Source organism: Haladaptatus sp. R4 (assembly GCF_001625445.1).
In the GTDB taxonomy this organism is placed as follows: domain Archaea; phylum Halobacteriota; class Halobacteria; order Halobacteriales; family Haladaptataceae; genus Haladaptatus.
Genome location: NZ_LWHG01000011.1, coordinates 699,825 through 722,573 on the forward strand (window position 1 = coordinate 699,825; position 22,749 = coordinate 722,573).

Genomic DNA, 22,749 nt, shown 5'->3' on the forward strand with positions numbered 1-22,749 from the left:
CCGACATACCCATACGGCGTGCGGTCCAATCACGAACGATGAATCGGGCGGGGGCTATTCGAACGGCGGGAGCCATCATCCTCACGGCGAACCTCCTCTTAGCCGTCGCCAAAGGAGCCGTCTGGTTCCAGACCGGGAGTCTCGCGGTCGGTTCGGAGGCCATCAACAGCCTCTCGGATGCGATTTACAGCGTCGTCGTTCTCGCCGGATTGTACCTGACGACACAGCCGCCGGACTTCGAGCACCCGCACGGGCACGAGCGAATCGAGCCGTTCGTCTCGCTGTTCGTCGCGCTCGGGGTGTTCGCGGCGGGCGGGTTGGTGCTGTGGCGGGCCGGAACCTCGATCCTCTCCGGCGACATCACGACGACGACGAGCGTTCTCGCGGTCGTCGTCCTCGCCGGTACGGGCGTCGTGAAATACGGACTCTATCGCTACTGCCTGCGAGTCGGTGAGGCGGTCAACTCGCCCGCGGTGGTCGCGGCCGGGTTGGACAACCGAAACGACATCCTGACCGCCACGGCGGCCCTCGTCGGTGTGCTCGGCGCTCGGATCGGGCTTCCCGTCCTCGACCCCCTCGCGGCGGGCGTGGTCTCGTTCGGGATTCTGTACACCGGCTGGGAAATCGTCCGCGACAACGTGGACTACCTGGTCGGCCGCGCACCGCCGGAGGACCTCCGTGCGATCATCGTCCAACGCGCGCTCTCACATCCGGACGTCGAGGGCGTGCACGACGTCGTCGCCCACTACGTCGGCCCGGAAATCGACGTGAGCATGCACATCGAGGTGGAAGGCGACCGGACGCTCATCGAAGCCCACGACATCGAAACCGACCTGATGAACAGCATTCGGAACATTCCAAACGTGGACGACGTTTTCATCCATATCGACCCGAAGGAACTCGGCGAATGGAAATCGGACGCCGAGGCCGACAGGTTGGCGGAGACGCCGGTCGGCGACGAGGAGGGGCGAACGGATGGGTCATCATCGCAATAAACTAAGGAGAAACGTCCTTCGGGTTTTCAGTAACTGAGAATCGGTATCAGTATTCTTTTATCGAGAGGAGAGAGTGACGAACGTACTCTCATGACTCCCTCTCTTAGCAGGCGGATGCTACTGAAGGCGACCGGAACGACGGTCGTCAGCGCGACGCTCGCTGGCTGTTCGAGCAGCCAGCCCGAGCCGGACGAGACTCCTGCGGACACGACTGTGATAGTCGGTGCGAACGGCAACTACCGATTCGACCCCGAGAACCTCACCATCACCGCCGGAACGACGGTCGCGTGGGAGTGGAAATCGAACAGACACAACATCGTCGTCAACAAGCAACCCAAGGACGCGAACTGGGAGGGGACGCCCGGCGGGAAGGGCAAACTGTACCACGACGGCTATCGCTACACCCATTCGTTCGACGTTCCCGGCTACTACCACTACTACTGCAACCCCCACCGTTCCATCGGGATGGTCGGCTCCGTGACGGTGAAGGAGAGTTCGAAAAACGGCGGGACGAAAACCAACGAAACGGACGGCGGTAGCGGGAAGACGACGACGGGAAGCAAAGCGACGACGACGTCCGGAGAGACGACGACAACGACCGGAAACGGGAACTGACTGACGTCCTTCGATATCCATCGTCCTCGGTTCGTCCCGCCGCTCCGATATTCGTTCTACTCCTCGACGTCTACTTTTGCGGTGCCGGTCACGGCCCCATCGATGCGAGTGCTTACCGTCCCGGTCGTGTACTCCGTCCCGAACTCCTTCGACCACTCGACCGTTCCGTCGGCCGCGACCGAGCGCTCGATGATAGTCGATTCGTCGTCGTCGGACATCTCGTCCGTCGGCCAGTACAGCGCCGCGAGGAACCGTCCGTCGTTCTTCGAGACTTTTTTCGCCGTGAACGTGAGTTTCGCGTTCGAACCTTCCATCGTCGCGTCGAACGACTGGAGTTCGAACTTCGGAGCAGGCTTGGAGAGTTTCGCCACCGCGTCGTCGGGGAGCGACCACTCGGCGCTGTCGTCGTTGTACCGACATCGAATTCGTCCGCATAACCCATGCCGTAACGAACCTCACCACGTTCCGCGAACCGTCGGGTTTACAACGGCAACCCACGCCTCGCCGACGGCTCAGAAGCCTGACCGTTCGCGGAAAACATAATTGAATAGTTGAACAGCTATTCAACTGGCAGTATCGGTCTCGAAACCGTCCGCCTGATCACGCGAGCGTCGCTCAGTGACTTCGGTGATTTCTGGACCGGTATCGGAGTCGCTACTGAAATCGCGGGAAAACAGAACGCGCTCGCTCGAAGAAAACGATAGAGCCGAAATCCCCGCTATCGACGCTTCAGACCGGTTTGCCGAACGCGTAGACGGTCTGGTGGCTGGTGATCTCCACGTCGAGGAAGTCGCCGGGTTCGATGCCGTGCTCGGAGGCGTGCTGGACGATGATCTGTCGGTAGGCTCCGTCCCGGCATTTCACGGAGTCGCCGGTGCCTTCCTCCACGACCATCACGCGCTTTTCGGTGCCGACCATGTCGTCGTAGGCCGCGCCGACGATGTCCATCTTGAGTTCGGACATCGCCTTGGAGCGCTCCTTCTTGATCGTCCCGCCGAGACCCTTCATGTCCGCGGCGTCGGTCCCCGGCCGCTTGGAGAACCGGGTGACGTTGAGCTTCTCGGGGCGCGTTTCTCGCAGGAGCGCCATGCTCTGTTCGTGGTCCTCGTCGGTTTCGGTGGGGAACCCGACGATGAAGTCCGTCGAGAGCGTCCAGTAGTCCAGATACTCGTCGAACGTCTCGACGATTTCGACGTACTCCTCGACCTGATGCTGACGGCGCATGTCGCCGAGCACGTCGTTCGACCCGGACTGCACCGGCGCGTGGATGAAGTTGTACAGTTCGTCGTTCTCGGCGAACACCTGTGCGAGTTCTTCGCGGATGCCGTGAACGCCCTTCGGGTTGGCCATGCCGACCCGAACCCGGAAGTCGCCCTCTATCTCGTTGCAGATGCGGTCGAGCAGGACGTGGAGTTTCCGCTCGCCTTGGTCCCATCCGTAGACGCCGGTGTCCTGTCCGGTGATCCGGAGTTCCTTCGCGCCCGCGTGGACGAGCGCCCGGGCCTTCTCGACGTTCTCCTCGACGGACGGCGACTCGATTCTGCCCGTCGCGTGCTTCGTGATGCAGTACGAGCAGTTCGACATGCACCCGCGGGCGATGGGGAGGATGCCGACGACGCCGTCCAACACGGGTTCGACGCCGGGGCCGGGGGTCGGACATTCGCCGTTCGTGACGGCCGTGGGCACGTCGTCCCAGTGGAGGATTTGAGCGTCCACGCCCTCGGTTCTGAACTCCTCGCCCTGTGCGAGCGCCATACAGCCTGTGATGATGAGATCCGCCGTCTCCGATTGCAGTTCTTTGGCCCGGCGAACCATGTTCCGCTCCGTCTTCTCGACGACGGTGCAGGTGTTCATGATAGCGACGTCCGCACCCTCTGGTCCCTCGACGCGGTAGTGGCCAGCGTCGCGCAGCGCGGACTCTATCTGGCGACTCTCACCTCGGTTCGAGGTGCATCCGTAGGTTTCGATGTGATACCGGGCCATTCACTCCTCGCTTTCGCCTACGCGGGCAAAAGGGCGACGATTGGGTGGCGTTCGTGCCGCAAACGGTGTGATACGTGCACATTCCGCGATGGAGAACTCGGGCGGCGGGGACACCCGGTTCGACGCGAAGCGTTGGAAACGCGAGTTCGAGAATTCGGTCCGGAACGCGTCCGTCATCGCGGGCGGAACGCCGTTCGTCGCCACCGAGGAGACGGGGGACTGCATTGATGTTGTACGCGCTCCGAGAGGACTGAATCTTCCCCAAATCCTGTCATCGGTTTCGCATCCGACGGTAATGGTTCGTGTCCCCGCACCCGGAGACGACCGAAATCACAGCGAAGGCTGACTCTTTCGTCCACGCCGTTTCGCGCTCAGATTGTCCTTATTCTGTCAGTATTCCGGATTTCGTTCCCTTTTTCGGACACCATTCGATGAGAAACGTAACCGGATTCATTCGACGTTACCCTTCTACTCGCACGATTTAGGCGGCCAACAACAAACTGGCTGTGGCCCAACCAACGTGTGAACCACGCGACTGCGTGGGGAGAGAACAAACCATGACACAATACGACATCCTTTTACAAGCTAGTGGACTCCCAGGATGGGTCCAAGACCCCGTTTCGGGGTTCATCGCACTGCTTCCGCGTCTCGTCGGCGCGATCGTCATCCTGCTCATCGGCTGGGTTATCGGTCGCGGCGCGGCCGCCGTCGTCCGCCGAATCGCCGACAGGATCGAACTCGACAGAATGGTACTCGACACGCCGCTCGGCCGGATGCTCGGCGGAACGGAAAGCGCCGTGTCGGGCGCGTTCGGCAAACTCGCCGCGTGGTTCATCTACGCACTTGCCATCCTCGCGGCGGCGAACGTGCTCGCCATCTCGACGCTGTCACTGTGGGTTTCGACGGCCGTCTCGTACCTTCCGGCGCTGATCGCCGGACTGCTCGTCATCGTGCTGGGCTTCGTCGTGGCCGACTTCATCGGCGACGCCATCATGCGAACCCGCGCGGCGACCACACCGACTACACGACGTGGTTCGCCACGGGTACCCGGATGTTCCTGTACTTCACCGCCATCGTCATCGGCCTCGATACGATGGGAATCGACGTGGGCATCCTCTACCTCTTCGCTCGCGCCCTCGCGTGGGGCGTCGCCGCCGCCATCGCCATCGGTGCCGGTGTGGCGTTCGGTTGGGGCGGACGGGACTACGTCGCCGAGCACATCGACGGCTGGATGAGCAGCGCTCGACAGGGCACGCCCAGTCCGCAACCGAGCGACGACGACTGAAAGATGGGTGGGTTTTCGCGGCCTATCCGCGGAAATCCTCGACGATTTCCACGCCGCTGCTCGCGCCGATGCGCTCCGCACCGGCGTCGAGCATGGCCTTCGCTTTTTCGTAGTCGCCGATACCGCCGCTGGCTTTGACCGGCAGGTACTCCGCCATCAGTTCCACGTCCTCGACTTCAGCGCCGCCGTCGGCGAACCCGGTCGAGGTCTTGACGAACGCCGCGTCGGCCTCCTTCGCCAACCGGCAGGCGTCGTGTTTCTCCTCGTCGGTGAGGAGCGCCGTCTCGATGATGACCTTCACCGGGACCGGCACGGCGGCGACGACGTCCTCGATATCCGCCCGCACCGCGTCGTGTTCGCCCGCCTTCAGTCGTCCGACGTTGATGACCATGTCCAGTTCGTCCGCGCCGTCGTCCCACGCGACCACCGCTTCCTCGCGCTTCGCGTCCGTCGCGTGCTGCCCGTGCGGGAACCCGACGACCGTCGCGAGCGTCACGTCCGGTTGATATTCGGCCGCCTCGGCGAGGTAGCACGGCGGAATACAGGCGTTCATTCCGTACTCCTCCGCTTCGTTCATCACCTTCTCCACGTCCGAGAGGGTCGTCTCCGGTCCCAACACCGTGTGATCGATTTTTTCCGCGAGTTCGGCTTCGTTCATAGCCGGTGGGATGGACCCGCAGGGTAAAAATCCCGCTATCACGATGGTGATGAATGGGTGTTTCGTGGGTTGGTGGCGGTTCGGTTCCAGTTTACTTGCGACGAACCGACGTTTTCGATTCTTCCGCGGCTTCTGTTGCCGAGAGGAGACTTCGTCACGCTCGCTTCGAAATGACCCTACTTTTCGTGAGAACACAGCTACTGCGACGAAGTCTTAGAAAGCCCCTGTCCGGTTCACGAGGACTTCGCGTGCCGCAGCGGCTGTTCGTCTCGATCAGCTCGTCCAACAGGGTGGCGCGCGGGCAGCAGGACGAGGATGAATACTATCCTCGGTCCTGCTGGCTATCGTGCGAGGGATGACGGAGGGAAAGCTTTGCTCTCCCGGAGGAATCGGCTGGGGAGGTGTGTGGTCCGGTGCTGTCGTGTGGGTGGGGGTGAAAGGGGCCGCCCGTTCGCGCACCGCCTGGTCGTCTCAGTGACCCCTCTCGCCGAGGCAGGCGGTTATGCCGAGGCGAGATGTCGCTGAGCGACCGCGAGCGGGCGGGGGCTTTCGAGGAAGTCTTCCTCGTAATTGCAACTACACATCAGCCAGACACGACCCGTAGCGAACGGACGGGGGCTTTCTCCGTCTCCCTCGAAGACGCTGTGCTCCCGATAAAACGACCACCCAACGAATCGAATCCGTCATCCATCCCGTAGCGCAACCCTTACCCACGCGCTCTCGCAATCGCGGGTAATGAGCAGAGAGAACTTCGAGATCCGCGATCAGGACGGCGGGGGTCGAATCGGCGAACTCACCGTCCCACGGGCGGGCGTGACGGTGGAGACGCCCGCGCTGTTGCCGGTGGTCAACCCCCACATGCAGACGGTCGAACCGTCGCGACTCGAATCCGAATTCGGGGCGGAAATCCTCATCACGAACTCCTACATCCTCTACAAGAGCGAGGACTTCCGCGACGAGGCGCTCGATGTCGGCCTGCACGAACTGCTGGACTTCGACGGGGCCATCATGACGGACTCGGGGTCGTTCCAGTTGGCAGAATACGGCGAAATCACGGTGACGACCGAGGAAATCCTGCAGTTCCAACACGACATCGGTTCGGACATCGGGACGCCGGTGGACATCCCGACGCCGCCGGACGTGGACCGCGAACAGGCGGAGGACGAACTCGCGACGACCCAAGAACGCCTCGAACTCGCGGAGACGGTCGATGTGGGCGACATGCTCGTCAACGCGCCGGTACAGGGATCGACGTATCCTGACCTGCGCGAGGCGGCGGGCCGCCACGCGGAGGACACCTCGCTGGACGTGTTCCCGGTCGGTGCGGTCGTCCCGCTCATGAACGAGTACCGCTACGGCGACATGGTGGACGTGGTCGCGGGGGCAAAGCGCGGGCTGGGCGCGGACGCGCCGGTGCACCTGTTCGGTGCGGGTCACCCGATGATGTTCGCGCTGGCGGTCGCCATGGGTTGTGACCTGTTCGACTCAGCGGCGTACGCGCTGTACGCCCGCGACGACCGCTATCTGACGGTTCGCGGGACGGAGCAGTTGGAGGACCTCGATTACTTCCCCTGCTCGTGTCCGATCTGTGCGAACCACACGCCCGCGGAGATTCGAAGTCGTGGCGACAAGGAGCGGGAGCGACTGCTGGCGGAGCACAACCTCCACGTCACCTTCGAGGAGATTCGGACCATCAAGCAGGCGATTCGGACGGGCAACCTGTTCGAACTGGTCGAGAACCGCGCGCGCGCCCACCCGGCCATGCTCGACGGCTATCGGGCGCTCGGCGACCACGCGGCGCAACTCGAACGCACCGACCCGGCCTCGAAGGGAGCGTTCTTCTATCTCTCCGGCGAGAGCGCGGCCCGGCCGGAAGTCGTCCGTCACCATCAGCGACTCTCGCGGCTGAATTCCGAGGGACGGGTGCTCCTGACCGAGGGCAACCCGAGCAGTCGCTACGACGAATCGTGGAACGTCGTCCCGCCGTTCGGTCCGTTCCCGCGTGCGCTCTCGGAGACGTATCCGCTTACCGCCGAGATTCCGGACCGGATGGACACGGCGGGGTACGAGTCGGCGGCCCGCGGCGTGGCTCGGTTGGTCGAGGAGAACCCGGAGACGGAGTTCACGCTCGCACACCGTGGCTGGCCCGAATCGGCGCTCTCCGTCGTTCCCGATGCGGTGCGAACCGTAGACCTCTCGACCGTTTGAGCGACCGCGGATCCTCGTCGGCATATATATTCCATTAATTCGAAAGCGAAACCATTGGGACGGCTCCATCCTTTATTTCAGGTGCCGGGATGGTATGGGTCCCGGTACTGGACAACTTATATTGGCTGTCACGGACTCGCTGTGGAGGGCGAGTACCTTCCGTGACCAGCGTTGCCCATCCGGGTCGGTGGCGGCGTCAACTCACTTCGACCCGACGGCTACGCTGTCCTTCTCTTCGGCCGTTACTTCTCGCGATCAGTAGCGTGGCTACTCCACGGAGCTTTGGACCCCTCGTCGTTCAGATAAACTGCCTGCCATGGAAGCCAGAGTTCCCCTCCGGACGCATACCGTAGTAGGAGTGCCGGGAAAACCCGGTACGAGGTGACTATCAATGAGTTCGACCAACGAATCTACACCGTCGAAATGGGTGTCCGGTGCGAACGTTCTGCTCGGGTTGTGGCTGTTCTTCGTCCCGACGTTCGTTTGGTCGGCCAGTGGCACGAGCTTCTGGAACGACATCATCATCGGTGCGGCCATCACCATCATCGGCGCGTACGGCGTGTATAGCGCGACGAACGGCGGTTCACCGGCGAACTGGAGCAACGGACTCAACACGCTACTCGGCTTGTGGATGATCGCGTCCGCGTTCATCTGGGCTGTGACGAACCTGTTGTTCTGGAACGACATCGTCGTCGGCGTCGTCGTCGCGGTCCTCGCCGGGTTCGCGACGTTCACCGGTTCCGGTACCCGGACGGAGACCAGTCAGGAAGCGAACGCGGGCAGTGAGTAAGTATCGTCTCCACCCAGTAGTTGCCCTTTTTTCGAAAACGATAGTTCGAGGGAGTCACGTCCCCTGCCGGACATCGCGGTCTCGATGACGGACTCGCGGAGTTACGCAAGATAGTTCAATCCGCTTCCCCGAAACACGGGTATGACCGACTATTTCGAGGTTCACGGCCGCGACGGGGCGGCCCGAATCGGGGAACTCCGCCTCTCCGAGTCAGTGACCACGCCCGGACTCGCTGACGACGTGGTTTCCGACGGCGGAAGCCTCTGGTTCAAGGAGCGCGACGTGCCGGAGGGTGACGAGTCGAAACTGACCGTACTGCCACACCGCGCGTTCCCGAGCGGTACCGACGACGAAGTGATGGAGTCGTTCGCCGTGGACTACCCGGACGTGGAGTTCCCGAGCGCCGCCGTCGTCTCCCCCGAGACGGCCGAGGACTTCGGTGCTGACGCCTACATCGTCTCGGGTGCCCGTGGTTTCGTCGGCCACGGAGCGGGATTCAAGGATGCCGTCATCGAAACCCGCGACGCGATTCCCGGCGACAGCGCGCTCATGCTGTCGGGCGTCGCCACGCCGGAAAACGTCGCCACGCTGGTGTACGCCGGAGTTGACCTCGTGGATTCGGATTTGGCCGTCGTCAAGGGAACCCAAGGCAAGTATCTCACTACCGAGGGTCAACACTATCTCGACGACCTCCACGAACTGCCGTGTTCCTGCCCGGCCTGCCAGCGTCCGCTGGACGAGTTCACGCGCGAACACTGCGTCGAACACAACGTCAACGCGCTCCGGGCCGAGTTGGCCATCGTCCGCGAGCGAATCCGCGCGGGGCGACTCCGGGACTACATCGAGGGGCAGGCCCGCCACGAGCAGTGGCTCACCGCGGCGTTCCGCGAGTTCGACCAGGAGTGGAGCTACGTGGAGGAACGCACCTCAGTCATCCGCAATTCGGAACTCGCGGCCGCCACCGAGGACAGCCTGCGCCGCGTCGAGATTCAGCGCTTCGCCGACCGCGTGACGACGCGCTACCGAAATCGGTTCGACCGCCCGCTGGTGCTTCTTCCCTGCTCCGCAAAAAAGCCCTACAGCGAATCCCAGAGCCACGGTCAGTACCACGACGCCATCCAGTTCCGCGCGCACAAGGTGTCGATGACGAGTCCCATCGGCGTCGTCCCGCAGGAACTCGAACTCACGTACCCCGCACAGCACTACGATTCGGTCGTGACCGGTCGCTGGAGCGAGGACGAAAAGGAGTTCGTCGCGGAAGTCCTCCGGCGGTACTTGGAGCGAAACGAGTACCCGAGGGTCATCGCGCACGTTCCCGGTGAAGGCTACCGCGACGTCTGTGAGCGCGTCGAGGACGCGCTGGACATGGAGTTCGAGTATACCGTCGAGGACCACCCGACGACGACCGAATCGCTCGCCAACCTCGCCAGCACCCTGACCGGCGAATCGAAGTACGGCAAGCGCGACCGACAGCACAACACCGTCCGGGCGATGGCCGACTACCAGTTCGGTGACGGCGCGGGCGACGAACTGTTCTCGGAACTCAACATCCAGAGCCGCTACCCGAAACTGCGCGTGCACGACGACGACGGCGAGCAACTCGCCGCGATGGTTCCCCAGTACGGAATCCTCTCGTTCACGCTCAACGGTGCACGCCACTGGGTCGAGAGCGGCGCGCCGGTCAAGCGCGTCGAAATCGACGCCTTCGCCCCGCACGGAAGCGTCCTCGCACCCGGCGTCGTGGACGCGGACGACGACATCCGCCCCGGCGACGAAGTCGTCATCGAGGGCCCGAAGGCGTTCGCCATCGGCCGCGCCGAGATGAGCGGCCCTGAAATGGTCGAATCCACCCGTGGCATCGCCACCGAGGTTCGACACGTCGAAGAAAAGTAGGCTGATTCGCTCAGAATTTATAATTCGTTCGCGAGTTTATAATTCGAGGCGCGACTTTTTAGGCGATAAATAATAAATCCCCTCGGGGTGGTATCCTCTCCTATGGGAGCACCTGCCGACCTCGAGTTCGAAGACGCGATTCAACAACGTATCTACCACCACGTCGAGACCAGCGGGGCGGCCACCATCGGGGAGGTTCGCGACGAGGTCCGAATCGACTCGCCGTCCGGGTCGAAACCGGCCCGCTCGGGTACGACCGAGCCACGGGTTCGAATCCCGGCGGAGGAGTTCCACAACTCCGTCGCCGCGCTCGTGGATTCCGGTCTCCTCGTCCAGAGTGAAGGGGAACTCCACCTCGCGATGGACGACGACGTCGAGGAGTACGACGAAACCGACCTCTCGTACCGAATCCGGCAAGCCCACCAGTCCGACTGGCGGGGCATCGAAACCGCGATTCGTGAGGTCGCCGACGAGGGCGCGTCGATTTCCGCCAAACGCGTCGCGGCCGACATCGGCGACGAGGGCGCGCTCCTCCGGCGCAACGACCGCCGCTCGCGCATGTTCTACGTCGCCACCGTCACCGGCGGCGAGAACGACGGCGAAGTCGCCGGATGGGTCCACTTGGACGCGCCGGAACTCGACGAACTGCGCCACACCGCCGAGTTGACCGTCGGCGTCCGCGGCCCCTACCGCGAACACGGCATCGGCGGCCGCTTGCTCGAACGCGCGATGAACTGGGCCGCGGAGACGGATTTCACCAAGGTTTACCAGAGCCTCCCCGCCACCAACGAAACCGCCATCGAACTGCTGCAGGACTACGGCTGGGAGACCGAGGCCGTCCGTCCGGACCACTACCTCGTCGGCGACGAGTTCGTTGACGAAGTCATGATGGCCCGAAAGCTCTGATTCGAGAAATACGTCTCCGATAAACGTGACAAGCCGTGGTCTTCGTGTTTTTCGTCAGTCGTCAGTGACGACGAGATGTGTTTGGTGGTTTTGCGATTGCAGTTGCTAGGAGGTAGACCCCGAAAGCTCGCCCGTCCAAGCGAGTGGCCGCGCGCGAGAAACGCGTGCGAGGGATGACTGAGCGACCTAGAACGAGCGAGGGAATCGGCTGGGGAGGCGTGTGGGCGGTAGTGGTGCTGTCGTTTGGGTGTCCCTGTGAGTGTGCGAACTGGCTCGTCGGAGCGTGTCTCCGACGGGTGGATTGAAAGGGGCCGTCCGCTCGCGCATCGTTTAGTCGCTGTGGAGGCCCTATCCGCGCGGTTGTGTGGAGAGCGCGGATATCTTCCACAGCGACCGCGAGCGGGCGGGGGCTTTCGAGGAAGTCTTCCCAGCAACTGCACCCGTAAAAGTACCAAAATATCTCCGACGAAACGAACGTAGCGGGAGTGTTCGAGGACGTCGTTGTCGGTCTGTCTATCGCGTCAGCAGTTTCCACACTGCGCTGACGATGAGGACGCCGACGAAAAGCAGGACGAACGGCCACAGAGCGACCGGTTCGACGTACATCAGCGCTGTACCTCGGTCGGTGTGTCCGTGGCTATCCACTCCGCGGTTCGCTCCGGATGCCGTATTTCCATCCAGCCGTTCGAGCAGAACACCGTCTCGTACGTACCCCCTGTCTTCGTCATCACTACGGGCTGGTGCCCATCCCCCGTCCGACGAATGGCGTGGAACGTACTTTGTTATCCACGCCGTAGCCCCGATAAGTCGGCCCTGACTACCGGGCCAGCGGGAGGCTATAACTCGTTTCCCGCTCCATGACCGCGTCCCACGTGTGCTCACACTCGCAGGTCACTTCCTCGAACACGGAGGGGTCCTGGCGCAGGTCGAAGTCCTTGATGGCCTTCTGGACGAGGTCGTCGCACTCGCCGCAGTTGTGTGCGCCACGGTCGCTGCCGTGCCCGACGGGATCGGAAACGACGATTGCCGGGGCGTCGGCGGTGTCCTCCAGCACGTCACAGACGCTCCAGAGCCACGGCGGACGGTAGCCGTTCCGGAAGTACAGTTCGTCGACCATCGTGTACCGTTGGACGTTCGTCGGGTTCATCGAGACGGTGTGGGCGTACTCGGCGCACTTCCGGATGGACTCCTTCATGTCTTGGACGGCTTCCGGTTCCGAGAGAAACGGCGGCTTCATCAGCAGGTATGCTTTGATACCCGCACCGACCGATGCGGCGTTCTCGCTGGCCTGGATGAAATCGTCGAAGTCGAAGTACTTGTTCACACAATCGTGGCGAACGCGGTCGTTCGCCGTCTCCAACCCGATGGCCACGTCGGTCTCCAGTCCCTCCTCGCGGAAGTCCCGTAGCTTCTCGGGGGTGACGAAGTCCGGCAGGCTCTCCACGACGATCCGGTCGCGGTCGGAAAACGTCTCGGCGATGGCCTTCCGCGTCTCCGCGTCGACTTCGCGCTCGTCCAAGAACGACCCCGAGGTGTAGATTTTGATGAGGCCGCTCTTTTCGTCTGTGCCCTCGCGTTCGTGTTCGAGACAGACACCGATCTGATCCATCAGCGCGTCGTGGGGGACGCTGCCCCCCTCGACGGATTCGGCGACGTACCCGCACATCGTACAGCCACCGGCGCGCGCCCAGCGACAACCGCCGGTGTTGAGGATGATGGTCAAACTCTGGTACACGCCGTCGGGCGTGTTGTCCTCGTCCAACCACACCCGCGTCGGTTCGTGTGGGTCGTAGTGCTTCTCCTTCCGGGAGCGAATATCGCGCATCACGGAGTTGTGGGCGTCCATGCCCTTGCCCCGCTCGTAGCTCTCGGGCGTCGGCGTACTCATTGTCGGAGAAAACGGTTACGAGCGTAAATCGGCTTCGTCTCGTCGGGCGACGCGCCGCGAGCAGGCGAGGGCCAGCGCGCCGACGATTGCTCCGACCGTATCGGCGAGCGCGTCCCACACCGACGGGTCCCGAGGGACCGGTATCTGTGCAATCTCCATGGCGATGCCGAAGACGACGGCCGCCACGACCCCGACCGCGAAGACCACGACCCGTCGATAGTCGGGGCGAGACGCCGAGAGCGCGGCGGCGATGGTGGCGGCGAGCACGGCGTAGCCGCTCGCGTGAAACCACTTGTCCCGGCCGACGACCCCGAGCGGACCGAGTTTCTCCACGCCGACGTCCGGCGACGCGAACACCGAGAAATAACAGATGACGGCCGCGACGAAGATCACGAGGAGCCATCGGAGGCGGGCGGATTCGATTCGGGGCCGGGTCATTCGTTCGACTCATTGGCGGGAGATTTGTAAAGGACGACGGTTCTCCTGCGAACACGGTGCGACGCTGGTCAGTTCTTCGATCGCCGGTCCCCCACTCCTTCATTACAGATCTCCAATCCTCGATTGATTATATGTATTCAAATAGTCAATTTAACGGATAGATAGTAAATATAGTATCTGTCCATCTTCATCACGCATGCGTAAGAACTCACGTAGAACGTTCCTGAAGGTCGCCAGTGTGACCATCGGTGCTGGTTCCCTCGTCGGAACCGGCGCGACGAAAAGCGCGGTTCGAGCCGCGGACCTGCGGGACGCATCTTCCGATTCGGAGAACGACGCTCCCGCCGATTCGAATCCCGATAGTAACTGGACGGTTACCACATCCAGTACCATCTACGAACCGGCGGCCGTCTCCGACGAGGCCGTCTTCGCAGGGTCGATCGATGGCTTCGTGTACGCGATCGACCGGGCGACGGGCGACGAGCGCTGGACTGCCCAGCCGAACGACCAGCCGAAGTTCACGCCGGTTTACGCGGACGGAATGCTCTATACGAGGGGGAACACGACCTTCTCTGCGTTGGACGCCGACTCCGGAAGCGTCGTGTGGAGTACGACCATCGAAGACGGCACCTCCGCGGAGCCGGTCGTCCGCGACGGCGTCGTGTTCGTCCCGTCACCCCACTTCGACGCTCCGGAGAAACTGTACGCGTTCGATGCGGAGACGGGCGAGACGAGATGGACGTTTAAGGGAGACGGCTGTAAGTACGCCCGTGGCACTCCTGGCGTGCAGTTCGCGGGCGACGAACTTCTCCTCCTCGACGAAAAGACGCTCTGGAAGCTCGATCCGGACGACGCGAGCGTCCTGGCATCGTACAACTATGGGAAGTACGACGACTTCTACAGGTTGGCGACGAACGGCGAAATGGCGTATCTCAGTACGAGTACCGACACCCCGACGGACACGTTGGCGATCGATGTGAGCGACGGGTCGAAACGGTGGATGAAATCGTTCGGGACCGATACCCCCGTCCACACGATCTCGATGGACGACACGCTCTACGTCTCGAACGCACAAACCGGCGACAGTCGGCTCTTCGCGCTCGACGCCACGACCGGCGACCGACGCTGGCGGTTCGACGAACCGCGCGGAAACGTCAACATGACGCGGGCAACCGTCCGGGGCGATGCCGTCTTCGTCGGATCCGAGCGACGAGTGTACGGACTCGACCCGAGCGACGGAAGCGAACGAACCCACTGGGAGACGTCTGCGAGCGTGACGACCACGCCAGTCGCCACCGAGGATGCGGTCTACTCCACCAGCCACGACTTCGACGGCAACGGCTACGTCTACTCCTTCGAACGGGACGAGTAAACGCCGTCGAGTTCTTTTTCTGATTCACTGCGGTGCGTCCGTCATCCTGCGAGAATCGTCGCCGTATCTGTGTATATCGACATGTTCACCAACCGCGACTCAGCGAACGAAATCCACCGGTTTATTCATCATTATCGGACAGTTAGATGTGCAACGATGAGAGGAAAACTGACAACGTGTTCGATCCTGATTTTAAACAGAGTAGATGGATGGAGAAAAATCGTCCGTCAGTCGATGTCGTCGAGAAGTTGTCGAGGATCCCTTGATGACAAATGTACAACTGTTGTCTGCGATCTAGCACCCATCTGACCTATATCTACGATATCACTTATGGTGACCAGAAATCCGGCGGGAGAGTATTTAGAAACTCGATAGCAAAGATGGTTCGGTTGAATGAACTATCTGTATGTCCAAGGATACACGACGGACGTTTCTCAAGACGGTCGGTCTCGGCGTCGGGACCGTAGGTATCGTCGGTGCGGCCACCGAAACGAATATCGGCGTTCTCGCTGACGACGGTACCCCCTCCACACCCCCCGTATCCGAGGAGAATTGGTCCACGTTCCAGTACGATGCCGCGAACACCGGTCACTCACCGGGTAGTGCGCCGTCGGAGTATCCCTTCGTCGAATGGAGCAAGCAAATCGGCGACGGTGGATACATCATCTCCCCGCCGACCATCGTCGACGGCACGGGATACACCGTCGACACCAACGGGACGCTGACCGCGTTCGATTTGGAGACGAGGGAAACCGACTGGCAGGTATCGCTACAGAACGGTACGCCGCAGAAAGACGGACAGCAGACGCACAATCTCAGTCCCACCGTCGCCGGTGACGTGGTACTCGCGTCCGTCCACGGCGTCCTCCACGCTCGCAATATCTCCGACGGAAGCGTAAAATGGACGAAGTCCTTCGACAACGCGGACACGGAAAACAACTGGATCCTCTCCCCGACGACGGTCACCGACGGAACGGTGTACGTCTCCGCGGACGAGGACGGACTGTACGCCCTCGATTTGACGGACGGATCCGAGCGATGGTCCGTCGACGCCTCGGGGGAGATGTACGCTCCCGCCGTCGTCGATGGAGTGGCCTACTTCGTCGCGGACGACGGAATCCACGCACTCGATGCCGACGACGGTACCGAACAGTGGCACGTCGAAGAAAATCGCAACCCGCACGCAGCACTGACCGTCGCCGACGGCCGTGTCTACGCGGACAATCGAGAGTACGTCATGGCGTACGACGCGGACGACGGAACGGAACGCTGGTCGTACGATGGCTCCGACTATTTCGGCGGTTCGTCCGCGTACGCGGACGGAACGCTGTTTTGCATCACGGAGTCGGGTAATCCGTTCGCTCTCGACGGTGCGACCGGAACGAGGTTGTGGCACTCGTCGGAAGTCGGTGGTTCGTCGTCGTCGCTCAGCGTCGCCGATGGCGTCGTGTACGTCGTTAACGACGGCGTGTTCGCCACGAACGACGAAATCGGTGCGTTCGGACTCGACGCGAAAACCGGCGACGTGCTGTGGCGATACCAACCGCGTGACGTGAGTCACTACGCCTACCAACCCGCGTCGCCGACCATCGCGGACGGGACGCTCTACGTCGGCGACGACATGGGCTACGCCTACGCACTCGCGCCGACGGCACCGGACGGCACGAACTGGCGGTTCGAAATCGCGTCCGAGACGACAGAGGAATTCATCCGGAATTCGCACCTTTCACCCGCCGTCGGCGAGGAGACGGTGTACAGCAGAACCGGCTGGGACGTGGTCGCCATCGACGATGAGAGCGGAACGGAACGATGGCGGTTCGAGGAGGAAATCGAACTCTATCTCGCTCCCGTCTCCGCCAACGGAACCGTTTTCGTCGTCGGCGAGGGCGACAACACCGGCGAGGACTTGCTGTACGCGCTGGACGAACAGGCCGGAACGGTGCAATGGAGACACTCGTTCGACAGTCGAGTTCATCAGATAACCGCCTCCGAGGACGGAACGGTGTACGCGTACTCCGACGAACAACTCTTCGCGCTGGACGCCGACACCGGAAAACAGGAGTGGGTCCTCACCGGCGATGATTGCTCGCCCATCCACTCCCCCCGAACCGACTTCGTCGTAACCGACGACGACATCCTCTATGGGGCGTACAGCCACCTCTACGCGATCGACCGAACCGACGGGACGATTCGATGGTCGGAGTACCACCGTCTCATGTACACCGGTCTCGCCGTCGAGGACGGAACCGCCTACGTCGGCGTCAACGGCACGAGCGACGACGAACCGAACAACGTGTTGGCGTTCGACGTGGCCGACGGAAGCGAATTGTGGAGTACCCAAGTGACAGACATGCCTATCGACGGAATCGCCGTCGACGGCGATTCCCTGTACGCGACGCTCGGGTTCGGGAAAACACCGCTACTCGTCCAACTGTCGGCCGACGACGGAACCGAACGATGGCGGTTCGAGGGCAACGCGAAAGGAGATGGCGTCGTCACCGCACCCGTCACCGTGGACGATACCGTCTACTTCGCGGCGAACAGGCGGGTGTATGCGTTCGACAGTGACGGGAACCGAACCGAACGCTGGGAGACGACCGGGACGATAGCCGAACCACCCGTCGTCGCGGACGACGCGGTGTACGTCCCGAGCGTGGAACAGGTCGGTAGTGGACTCCTCTGCTTCGTCTACTCCTTCGACCGCAACGAATAGCGACGGGCACGCTCCGGACCCGTTCGTTTCTCCTCGTCTTGAAGTGACCGTTCTTCCGTCGCCGACGCGGTCATCCTAACCGGTATTGAACCGCACGACGTACAACCGGAGAGCACGCGCGCGAGCGAATCGCCGTCCGAAACCGCCGATTCGACGCCTGAGTTTAGCCGAAACACCTCGGAAATTTTCCATCCCGATGTCCCACGATAATTCAAAATAAATCGCCATTCTCGCGGCGCATGGCAACATCTGCCGGATCGAAAGCTTCTAAGTCTGGTTCTCGAACGGGACGATAGGATGTCCGACGAATCCGGAGACTCCCCGAAATTCGAAACGATGGCGGTGACGCACGCGGAACAACCGCCCCACCACGAACGAGCAGGCGACGTGACGATGCCGATTCACCTCGCATCGACGTACGAGGCGGGCGGTATCGACCCGGACGTGGGTCTCGAGGATTTGGATCCCGACGAGAACCAGTATCTCTACTCGCGTCTCGCCAACCCGACCCGCAATGCGCTGGAACACCGACTTGCGGCGCTCGAAGGCGGCGACTACGGGATGGCCTTCGCCTCCGGAACCTCCGCAATCGTCGCCACCATCACGGCGTCGGTTCGGCCCGGCGACCACGTCGTCGCGTTCGACGACCTGTACGGCGGCACCAAGACGATGCTCAAGGAGTTGTTCCGCGAGCGCCTCGACGTGGCCGTGGATTTCGTGGACGCCCGGGACACCGACGCCGTCTCCGACGCCGTCCGGGACGATACCGCTCTCATCTGGATGGAGACGCCGACGAACCCCCTGCTCCGACTCTGTGACATCGAAGCCATCGCCTCCATCGCCGAGTCCGTCGATGCGACCCTCGGCGTGGACAACACCTTCCTCTCGCCGTACTTCCAGCAGCCACTGGAACTCGGCGCCGATGTGGTCGTCCACAGCACGACCAAGTACCTGAACGGCCACAGCGACTCCATCGGCGGTGCCGTCATCACGGACGACGCCGACCTCGCCGACGAAATCGGCTTCCTCCAGCAGGTCGGCATGGGCAACATGCTCGCGCCGTTCGACGCCTTCCTCACCCTCCGCGGGTTGAAGACGCTCCCGCTCCGGATGCGTCAGCACGAGTCCAACGCCGCCGAAATCGCCGCGTACCTCGACGAACACGACGCGGTCTCGACGGTGTACTACCCCGGACTCGAATCCCACCCGCAGTACGAACTCGCCCAGCATCAGATGGACGGCGGCGGTGGCGTCCTCTCGTTCGAAATCGACGGCGGCCTCGAAACCGTGGAGCGCTTCGTCGCCGAACTGGAGGAGTTCCCGCTGGCCGTCAGTCTGGGCGGCGTCGAATCGCTCATCGAGCACCCGGCCAGCATGACCCACGCGCCGCTGACGCCGGAGGAACGTGAGGAAATCGGCATCTCGGATTCGTTGTTGCGCGTGTCCGTCGGCGTGGAACACCCGAAGGACCTCATCGCCGACCTGGAGTCGGCCTTCGAAGCGCTAGAATCGCGTTAGAGGTACCAGAACACCGCCATTCCGACGAGGAACGAAGCGGCGGCGAGGGCTAAAATCGCGAGTCGCTGTGCTACGCTCGCGGACTCCGGGTCCGCGACGCGGTTCGAGCCACGGAACTGCATGACGCCGATGGCGACGAGCGGTAGCCCGACAATCGAACCGAGTATCGCGTACGGCGAAACGAGAGTGGAACCGACGAGAAACGCGAGGGCCGTCGTGACACCGATGATGATGGACCCGATTCCCCGCTTTTGATGTCGTTCCATACGTGAATTCCCCGTTCGAATCAGTTAGTCGTTCGGTTGTCTCGATGACACCCGCTTCGAACCGAGTGCACCGGTGAGGACACCAACCAGCAACAGACAGACGACCGTTCCGGCGAGGACGGTGATGTCGCTGTCGGCGACGAGCCATTTTCCGAGTTCCGCGACCAGTCCGTCGCCCCCGACGAACAACGCGGACCCTCCCGCGAGAATCACGAGCGATATGGCGGCGGTGAGCAGTCCGTGAACCCCACCGCGAACCGAATTACCCCCGGCGAATTTCCCCGTGACGTAGCTACCGACCGGAAACGCCAGCGTGCTGGCCAGGGCCGCCGCGCCGAACAGCGTGTCGAACACGCCGACGAGCACGAGGAGCGCGGGAACGAGATGTGCTCCCAGCGTGATGATCAGTCCGACTGCGACCGCCCCGCCGTCGATTCGGGACGGTGCCGACGGCCGACTCTTCGCCCGGCGAACCCTGGTCAACGGCGGGTCGTCGTCGCTCATTCGTCATCCCCCCGTTCGATGGTCGGTTCCGTCCATACTATCGAATCGTTCGCTATCCCTCAAAAACGCTTGGCTCCGGAGATTACGCCGATTTCGCGTCCGTCAGTCGTTTGAACTGGTCGTCGGTGAGCGACACCTCGGTCGCGGCGAGGTTCTCGTCCAACTGTTCGACGGTTCGTGCGCCGATGATGGGTGCGGTGACGGCGTCGTGTTCGAGCAACCACGCGAGGCTGACCTTCGCGGGCGTCGTCCCGATTTCGTCGGCCACTTCTTCGACGACGTCCAGCACGTCGAAGTTCTCCTCGGTGAGGTAACTGTCACGGAACTGCTGGTCGGTCGCACCGCGGGTGCCCGCCGCCGGTTCCTCGTCGCGTTCGTACTTGCCGGTCAGGAAGCCACCGGCCAGTGGCGACCACGGAATGATACCCATGTCGTACTCCTCGCACATCGGGATGTAGTTCGGTTCGGTTTCCCGGTTGACGAGGTTGTAGCGGGGCTGTGCGAGGCGGAACGGCTCGTACTCCATCTCGTTGGCCTTGACGACCTTCCACGCGTTGGGTTCGAGCGTCGAGGTGCCGAGATAGTTCACTTTCCCGTCGCGGACGAAGCCATCGAGCGTCCGCATGAACTCGTCCGCGGGCGTGTCGTCGTCCCAACGGTGGATGTAGAGCAGGTCGACGTAGTCGGTGCCGAGGCGGTCCAGAATGAGGTCCATCTGTCGTCGCAGGTGCTTCCGGGAGAGACCGCGGCCGTTCGGGTCGTCCTTCCGGGTCGGCCAGTATATCTTGGACGCGATGACGAAGTCCTCGCGGTCGCGGTCGGCGAGCCAGTTGCCGATGTATCGCTCGCTTTCCCCGTTGCCGTACATGTCGGCGGTGTCGATGAAGTTCCCGCCCGCGTCGGCGTAAGCGTCGAGCAGTTCGTGAGCACGGTCCTCGTCGATTTCGACCTCGCCTTCGTCGTTTTCGTGACCGAATCGCCACGTTCCAAACGCGATTTCGCTTACTTTCGTTCCGGTGTTCCCTAGCGATACGGTTTCTAGCTCCATATCGCATCGTATTCGTGCGTGACGGTTAAATCGAGCGAAGGAAGGCGGCTAGCCGAGCAGAACGGCAGGGACCGGAGGGCGACAGCGGGGACCGGAGGGCGACGACGGGGACCGAAGAGCGACAGCGGGGACTCGAATGGGGCGGACGAGTGGTCTGTTACTTCCGTCCGTACGCGTGTCCGATGAGGAGGGAGACGACGTTACAGCCAAGCAGGCATAAGAAGGCGGTCATCTCTGCGTCAGAGAGACCATTCAGGAGTAAAACGAAATAGCAGAACGGAAAGACGACTGCCGACCAGAAGCCAACGAACTGGATCGGCGTCGTCAGCGAATGCTCGTTGAATCGCGCGTGCAGTGCGGTGAGTTTCCGGCGGCCGACGGCGAACGACTCGCCATCGTCCTTGTAGGTTGTTCCCGACATGGTAGCACACCCGTGCCCGGCTAAATCGTAGACGAGATACCCCTTATAACGGGCAGAGCGTTAGGATGGATTCACACCGTTTACCGTTGATGAACGGACCTGTCTATTCCCCTCTAACTCCCTCCAATCGTCCTATTTGATTTAAAATCGTTTTTGAACCGGTCTGAGAAACCGCGTTTTTGTGAAGGACCGTATCAGTGGACAGGTTTGCATCAGGGTTCAGATGAACGCTAGCGGGAGCATCAACAGAACGCCGAGGGTGAGCCCTGAAACCAGTTCGCGGTGTCCATCCCCCGGTAGGCTCTGCCCGACTTCGAGCGCTTCGGGGATGAACTCCGAGAGGACGAGGTAAATCATGGCACCCGCGGCGAATCCGAAACCCATCGGAAGGAACCCGCGTGCGCTACGCACGAAGTAGAAGGCGATGACCGCACCGATCGGTTGCGGAAGGCTGGAAAAGACCGACCACCAGACCATCCGCCACTTTCCCACGCCCATCGCGTTGAGCGGGATGGAAATGGCGACCCCCTCCGGGATGTTGTGAATCGAGATGGCAGCGGTCATGAAGATGGCGAGCAGGGGGATCACGAATCCGTCGAAGTGGTAGCCGCCTTGGAATCCGAGGTCCGCGAACGAGACGCCGATGGCGACACCTTCCGGAAAACTGTGGACGGTGAGAACGCCGAGGATGAGGACGAGTTTCTTGAAATCCGCCTCTTCGTACTTCTTCGGGTTCACGTCCGCTCCGGAGATTACGTAGTCGCTGACGACGACGAGTGCGACGCCGACCAGTAATCCGATGACGACGCCCTGTACGCTGCCGCCGTTTGCACTCGATAACCCTTCGGAGATAAGCCCGAAGACGGATGCCGAGACCATGATTCCCGATGCGAGTCCCCAAAGGACGACGTTCCAGCGGTCGTTCACCTCTCGGACGAGAAAGAACGGGAGCGCACCGATCCCGGTCGCCAGTGCCGTGATCAAGCCCGCGATGAACACCAACGTCAGATTCGCAAAGAGATCCATACTTCGGGTAGGTACTCGATGCGGTTAATAGTTATCATCCTAGTTACCATTTTTTGGTGGGCCTAAACTCTATCGGGCTATTGTGGGAACAACAGTTTAAGAATAGGAAAAATTACTTTCGTCATTCTCGGATATGTCTCGTCAAGCGAAGTTCCTCGGAGGCAAAAAACGAGTGACCGACGACGAGAATCGATGGCGAACCGATGGCGAACCGTCGGAAGA

The 22,749-nt window shown here is 62.0% G+C and carries 22 protein-coding genes and 1 pseudogene; 12 read left to right on the top strand and 11 right to left on the bottom strand.

Translation table 11 applies throughout. From position 1 onward, the window contains the following. Positions 1 to 38: 38 nt before the first annotated feature. Both A4G99_RS07240 and A4G99_RS07245 read left to right on the top strand, forming a co-directional pair. Positions 39 to 995, top strand: coding sequence for a cation diffusion facilitator family transporter (locus A4G99_RS07240; RefSeq protein WP_066142433.1), 957 nt, complete (start codon positions 39 to 41; stop codon positions 993 to 995). 90 nt (positions 996 to 1,085) lie between these two features. After that, positions 1,086 to 1,610 carry a plastocyanin/azurin family copper-binding protein gene (locus tag A4G99_RS07245; RefSeq protein WP_082837727.1) on the top strand — a complete coding sequence of 175 codons (525 nt, stop codon included), beginning with the start codon at positions 1,086 to 1,088 and terminating at the stop codon, positions 1,608 to 1,610. Positions 1,611 to 1,666: 56 nt separating this feature from the next. On the opposite strand, the gene A4G99_RS07250 is transcribed toward A4G99_RS07245, so the two are convergent. Together A4G99_RS07250 and A4G99_RS07255 are read right to left on the bottom strand one after the other, a co-directional pair. Next, complete coding sequence (locus A4G99_RS07250; RefSeq protein ID WP_066141293.1) at positions 1,667 to 1,981, bottom strand: hypothetical protein; 315 nt, start codon at positions 1,979 to 1,981, stop codon at positions 1,667 to 1,669. A gap of 358 nt (positions 1,982 to 2,339) precedes the next feature. Next, positions 2,340 to 3,593, bottom strand: a complete 1,254-nt coding sequence (locus A4G99_RS07255; RefSeq protein WP_066141296.1) for a tRNA (N(6)-L-threonylcarbamoyladenosine(37)-C(2))-methylthiotransferase — start codon at positions 3,591 to 3,593, stop codon at positions 2,340 to 2,342. A 67-nt stretch (positions 3,594 to 3,660) separates the two neighbouring features. Between A4G99_RS07255 and A4G99_RS07260 the strand changes: the two genes are divergently transcribed. Then, a complete protein-coding gene (locus A4G99_RS07260; protein ID WP_150123052.1) occupies positions 3,661 to 3,939 on the top strand; it encodes a hypothetical protein in 279 nt (92 codons plus the stop codon). Between the two features lie 211 nt (positions 3,940 to 4,150). After that, a pseudogene (locus A4G99_RS07265) lies at positions 4,151 to 4,878 on the top strand (hypothetical protein). Between the two features lie 22 nt (positions 4,879 to 4,900). On the opposite strand, the gene deoC reads toward A4G99_RS07265, so the two are convergent. Next, positions 4,901 to 5,536, bottom strand: coding sequence for a deoxyribose-phosphate aldolase (gene deoC, locus A4G99_RS07270; protein ID WP_066141301.1), 636 nt, complete (start codon positions 5,534 to 5,536; stop codon positions 4,901 to 4,903). A gap of 515 nt (positions 5,537 to 6,051) precedes the next feature. Between deoC and A4G99_RS25100 the strand changes: the two genes are divergently transcribed. From A4G99_RS25100 to A4G99_RS07290, 5 genes are all read left to right on the top strand, one after another. Beyond that, positions 6,052 to 6,234: a hypothetical protein gene (locus tag A4G99_RS25100; protein WP_150123053.1), complete on the top strand. Its 183-nt coding sequence runs from the start codon at positions 6,052 to 6,054 to the stop codon at positions 6,232 to 6,234. A gap of 37 nt (positions 6,235 to 6,271) precedes the next feature. Continuing rightward, on the top strand, positions 6,272 to 7,744 hold the full coding sequence (gene tgtA / locus A4G99_RS07275) for a tRNA guanosine(15) transglycosylase TgtA (RefSeq protein WP_066141303.1): 1,473 nt from the start codon (positions 6,272 to 6,274) through the stop codon (positions 7,742 to 7,744). A gap of 391 nt (positions 7,745 to 8,135) precedes the next feature. Then, entirely contained in the window at positions 8,136 to 8,534 is a 399-nt protein-coding gene (locus tag A4G99_RS07280) for an SPW repeat protein (RefSeq protein ID WP_066141305.1), read from the top strand. 141 nt (positions 8,535 to 8,675) lie between these two features. Then, positions 8,676 to 10,427, top strand: a complete 1,752-nt coding sequence (arcS, locus tag A4G99_RS07285) for an archaeosine synthase subunit alpha (protein ID WP_066141308.1) — start codon at positions 8,676 to 8,678, stop codon at positions 10,425 to 10,427. Between the two features lie 102 nt (positions 10,428 to 10,529). Beyond that, positions 10,530 to 11,333, top strand: a complete 804-nt coding sequence (locus A4G99_RS07290) for a GNAT family N-acetyltransferase (protein WP_066141311.1) — start codon at positions 10,530 to 10,532, stop codon at positions 11,331 to 11,333. A gap of 605 nt (positions 11,334 to 11,938) precedes the next feature. Here A4G99_RS07290 and A4G99_RS28625 read toward each other — a convergent pair. From A4G99_RS28625 to A4G99_RS07300, 3 genes are all read right to left on the bottom strand, one after another. After that, positions 11,939 to 12,061 carry a hypothetical protein gene (locus A4G99_RS28625; protein WP_255359054.1) on the bottom strand — a complete coding sequence of 41 codons (123 nt, stop codon included), beginning with the start codon at positions 12,059 to 12,061 and terminating at the stop codon, positions 11,939 to 11,941. A gap of 89 nt (positions 12,062 to 12,150) precedes the next feature. Beyond that, positions 12,151 to 13,221 carry an archaeosine biosynthesis radical SAM protein RaSEA gene (locus tag A4G99_RS07295; RefSeq protein WP_066141314.1) on the bottom strand — a complete coding sequence of 357 codons (1,071 nt, stop codon included), beginning with the start codon at positions 13,219 to 13,221 and terminating at the stop codon, positions 12,151 to 12,153. A 15-nt stretch (positions 13,222 to 13,236) separates the two neighbouring features. After that, entirely contained in the window at positions 13,237 to 13,659 is a 423-nt protein-coding gene (locus A4G99_RS07300) for a VanZ family protein (protein ID WP_066141318.1), read from the bottom strand. 196 nt (positions 13,660 to 13,855) lie between these two features. On the opposite strand from A4G99_RS07300, the gene A4G99_RS07305 reads away from it, so the two are divergent. From A4G99_RS07305 to A4G99_RS07315, 3 genes are all read left to right on the top strand, one after another. After that, positions 13,856 to 15,031 (top strand): PQQ-binding-like beta-propeller repeat protein, encoded by a 1,176-nt coding sequence (locus A4G99_RS07305; RefSeq protein ID WP_082837728.1) that lies wholly within the window; start codon positions 13,856 to 13,858, stop codon positions 15,029 to 15,031. 406 nt (positions 15,032 to 15,437) lie between these two features. After that, the gene (locus A4G99_RS07310; RefSeq protein WP_066141323.1) at positions 15,438 to 17,744 is read left to right on the top strand and encodes a PQQ-binding-like beta-propeller repeat protein; all 2,307 of its coding nucleotides are present in this window, start codon (positions 15,438 to 15,440) and stop codon (positions 17,742 to 17,744) included. Positions 17,745 to 18,041: 297 nt separating this feature from the next. Continuing rightward, positions 18,042 to 19,262: a PLP-dependent aspartate aminotransferase family protein gene (locus A4G99_RS07315; RefSeq protein ID WP_066141326.1), complete on the top strand. Its 1,221-nt coding sequence runs from the start codon at positions 18,042 to 18,044 to the stop codon at positions 19,260 to 19,262. On the opposite strand, the gene A4G99_RS07320 is transcribed toward A4G99_RS07315, so the two are convergent. The 5 genes from A4G99_RS07320 to A4G99_RS07340 form a co-directional block, all read right to left on the bottom strand. Further along, the gene (locus tag A4G99_RS07320) at positions 19,259 to 19,528 is read right to left on the bottom strand and encodes a hypothetical protein (RefSeq protein WP_066141329.1); all 270 of its coding nucleotides are present in this window, start codon (positions 19,526 to 19,528) and stop codon (positions 19,259 to 19,261) included. The genes A4G99_RS07315 and A4G99_RS07320 overlap by 4 nt on opposite strands. A 24-nt stretch (positions 19,529 to 19,552) precedes the next feature. Continuing rightward, entirely contained in the window at positions 19,553 to 20,032 is a 480-nt protein-coding gene (locus A4G99_RS07325; protein WP_066141332.1) for a hypothetical protein, read from the bottom strand. Between the two features lie 82 nt (positions 20,033 to 20,114). Then, a complete protein-coding gene (locus A4G99_RS07330; protein WP_066141335.1) occupies positions 20,115 to 21,080 on the bottom strand; it encodes an aldo/keto reductase in 966 nt (321 codons plus the stop codon). Between the two features lie 157 nt (positions 21,081 to 21,237). After that, positions 21,238 to 21,501, bottom strand: coding sequence for a hypothetical protein (locus tag A4G99_RS07335; RefSeq protein ID WP_066141338.1), 264 nt, complete (start codon positions 21,499 to 21,501; stop codon positions 21,238 to 21,240). 219 nt (positions 21,502 to 21,720) lie between these two features. Continuing rightward, positions 21,721 to 22,527 carry a ZIP family metal transporter gene (locus A4G99_RS07340; protein WP_066141341.1) on the bottom strand — a complete coding sequence of 269 codons (807 nt, stop codon included), beginning with the start codon at positions 22,525 to 22,527 and terminating at the stop codon, positions 21,721 to 21,723. Positions 22,528 to 22,749 lie beyond the last annotated feature (222 nt).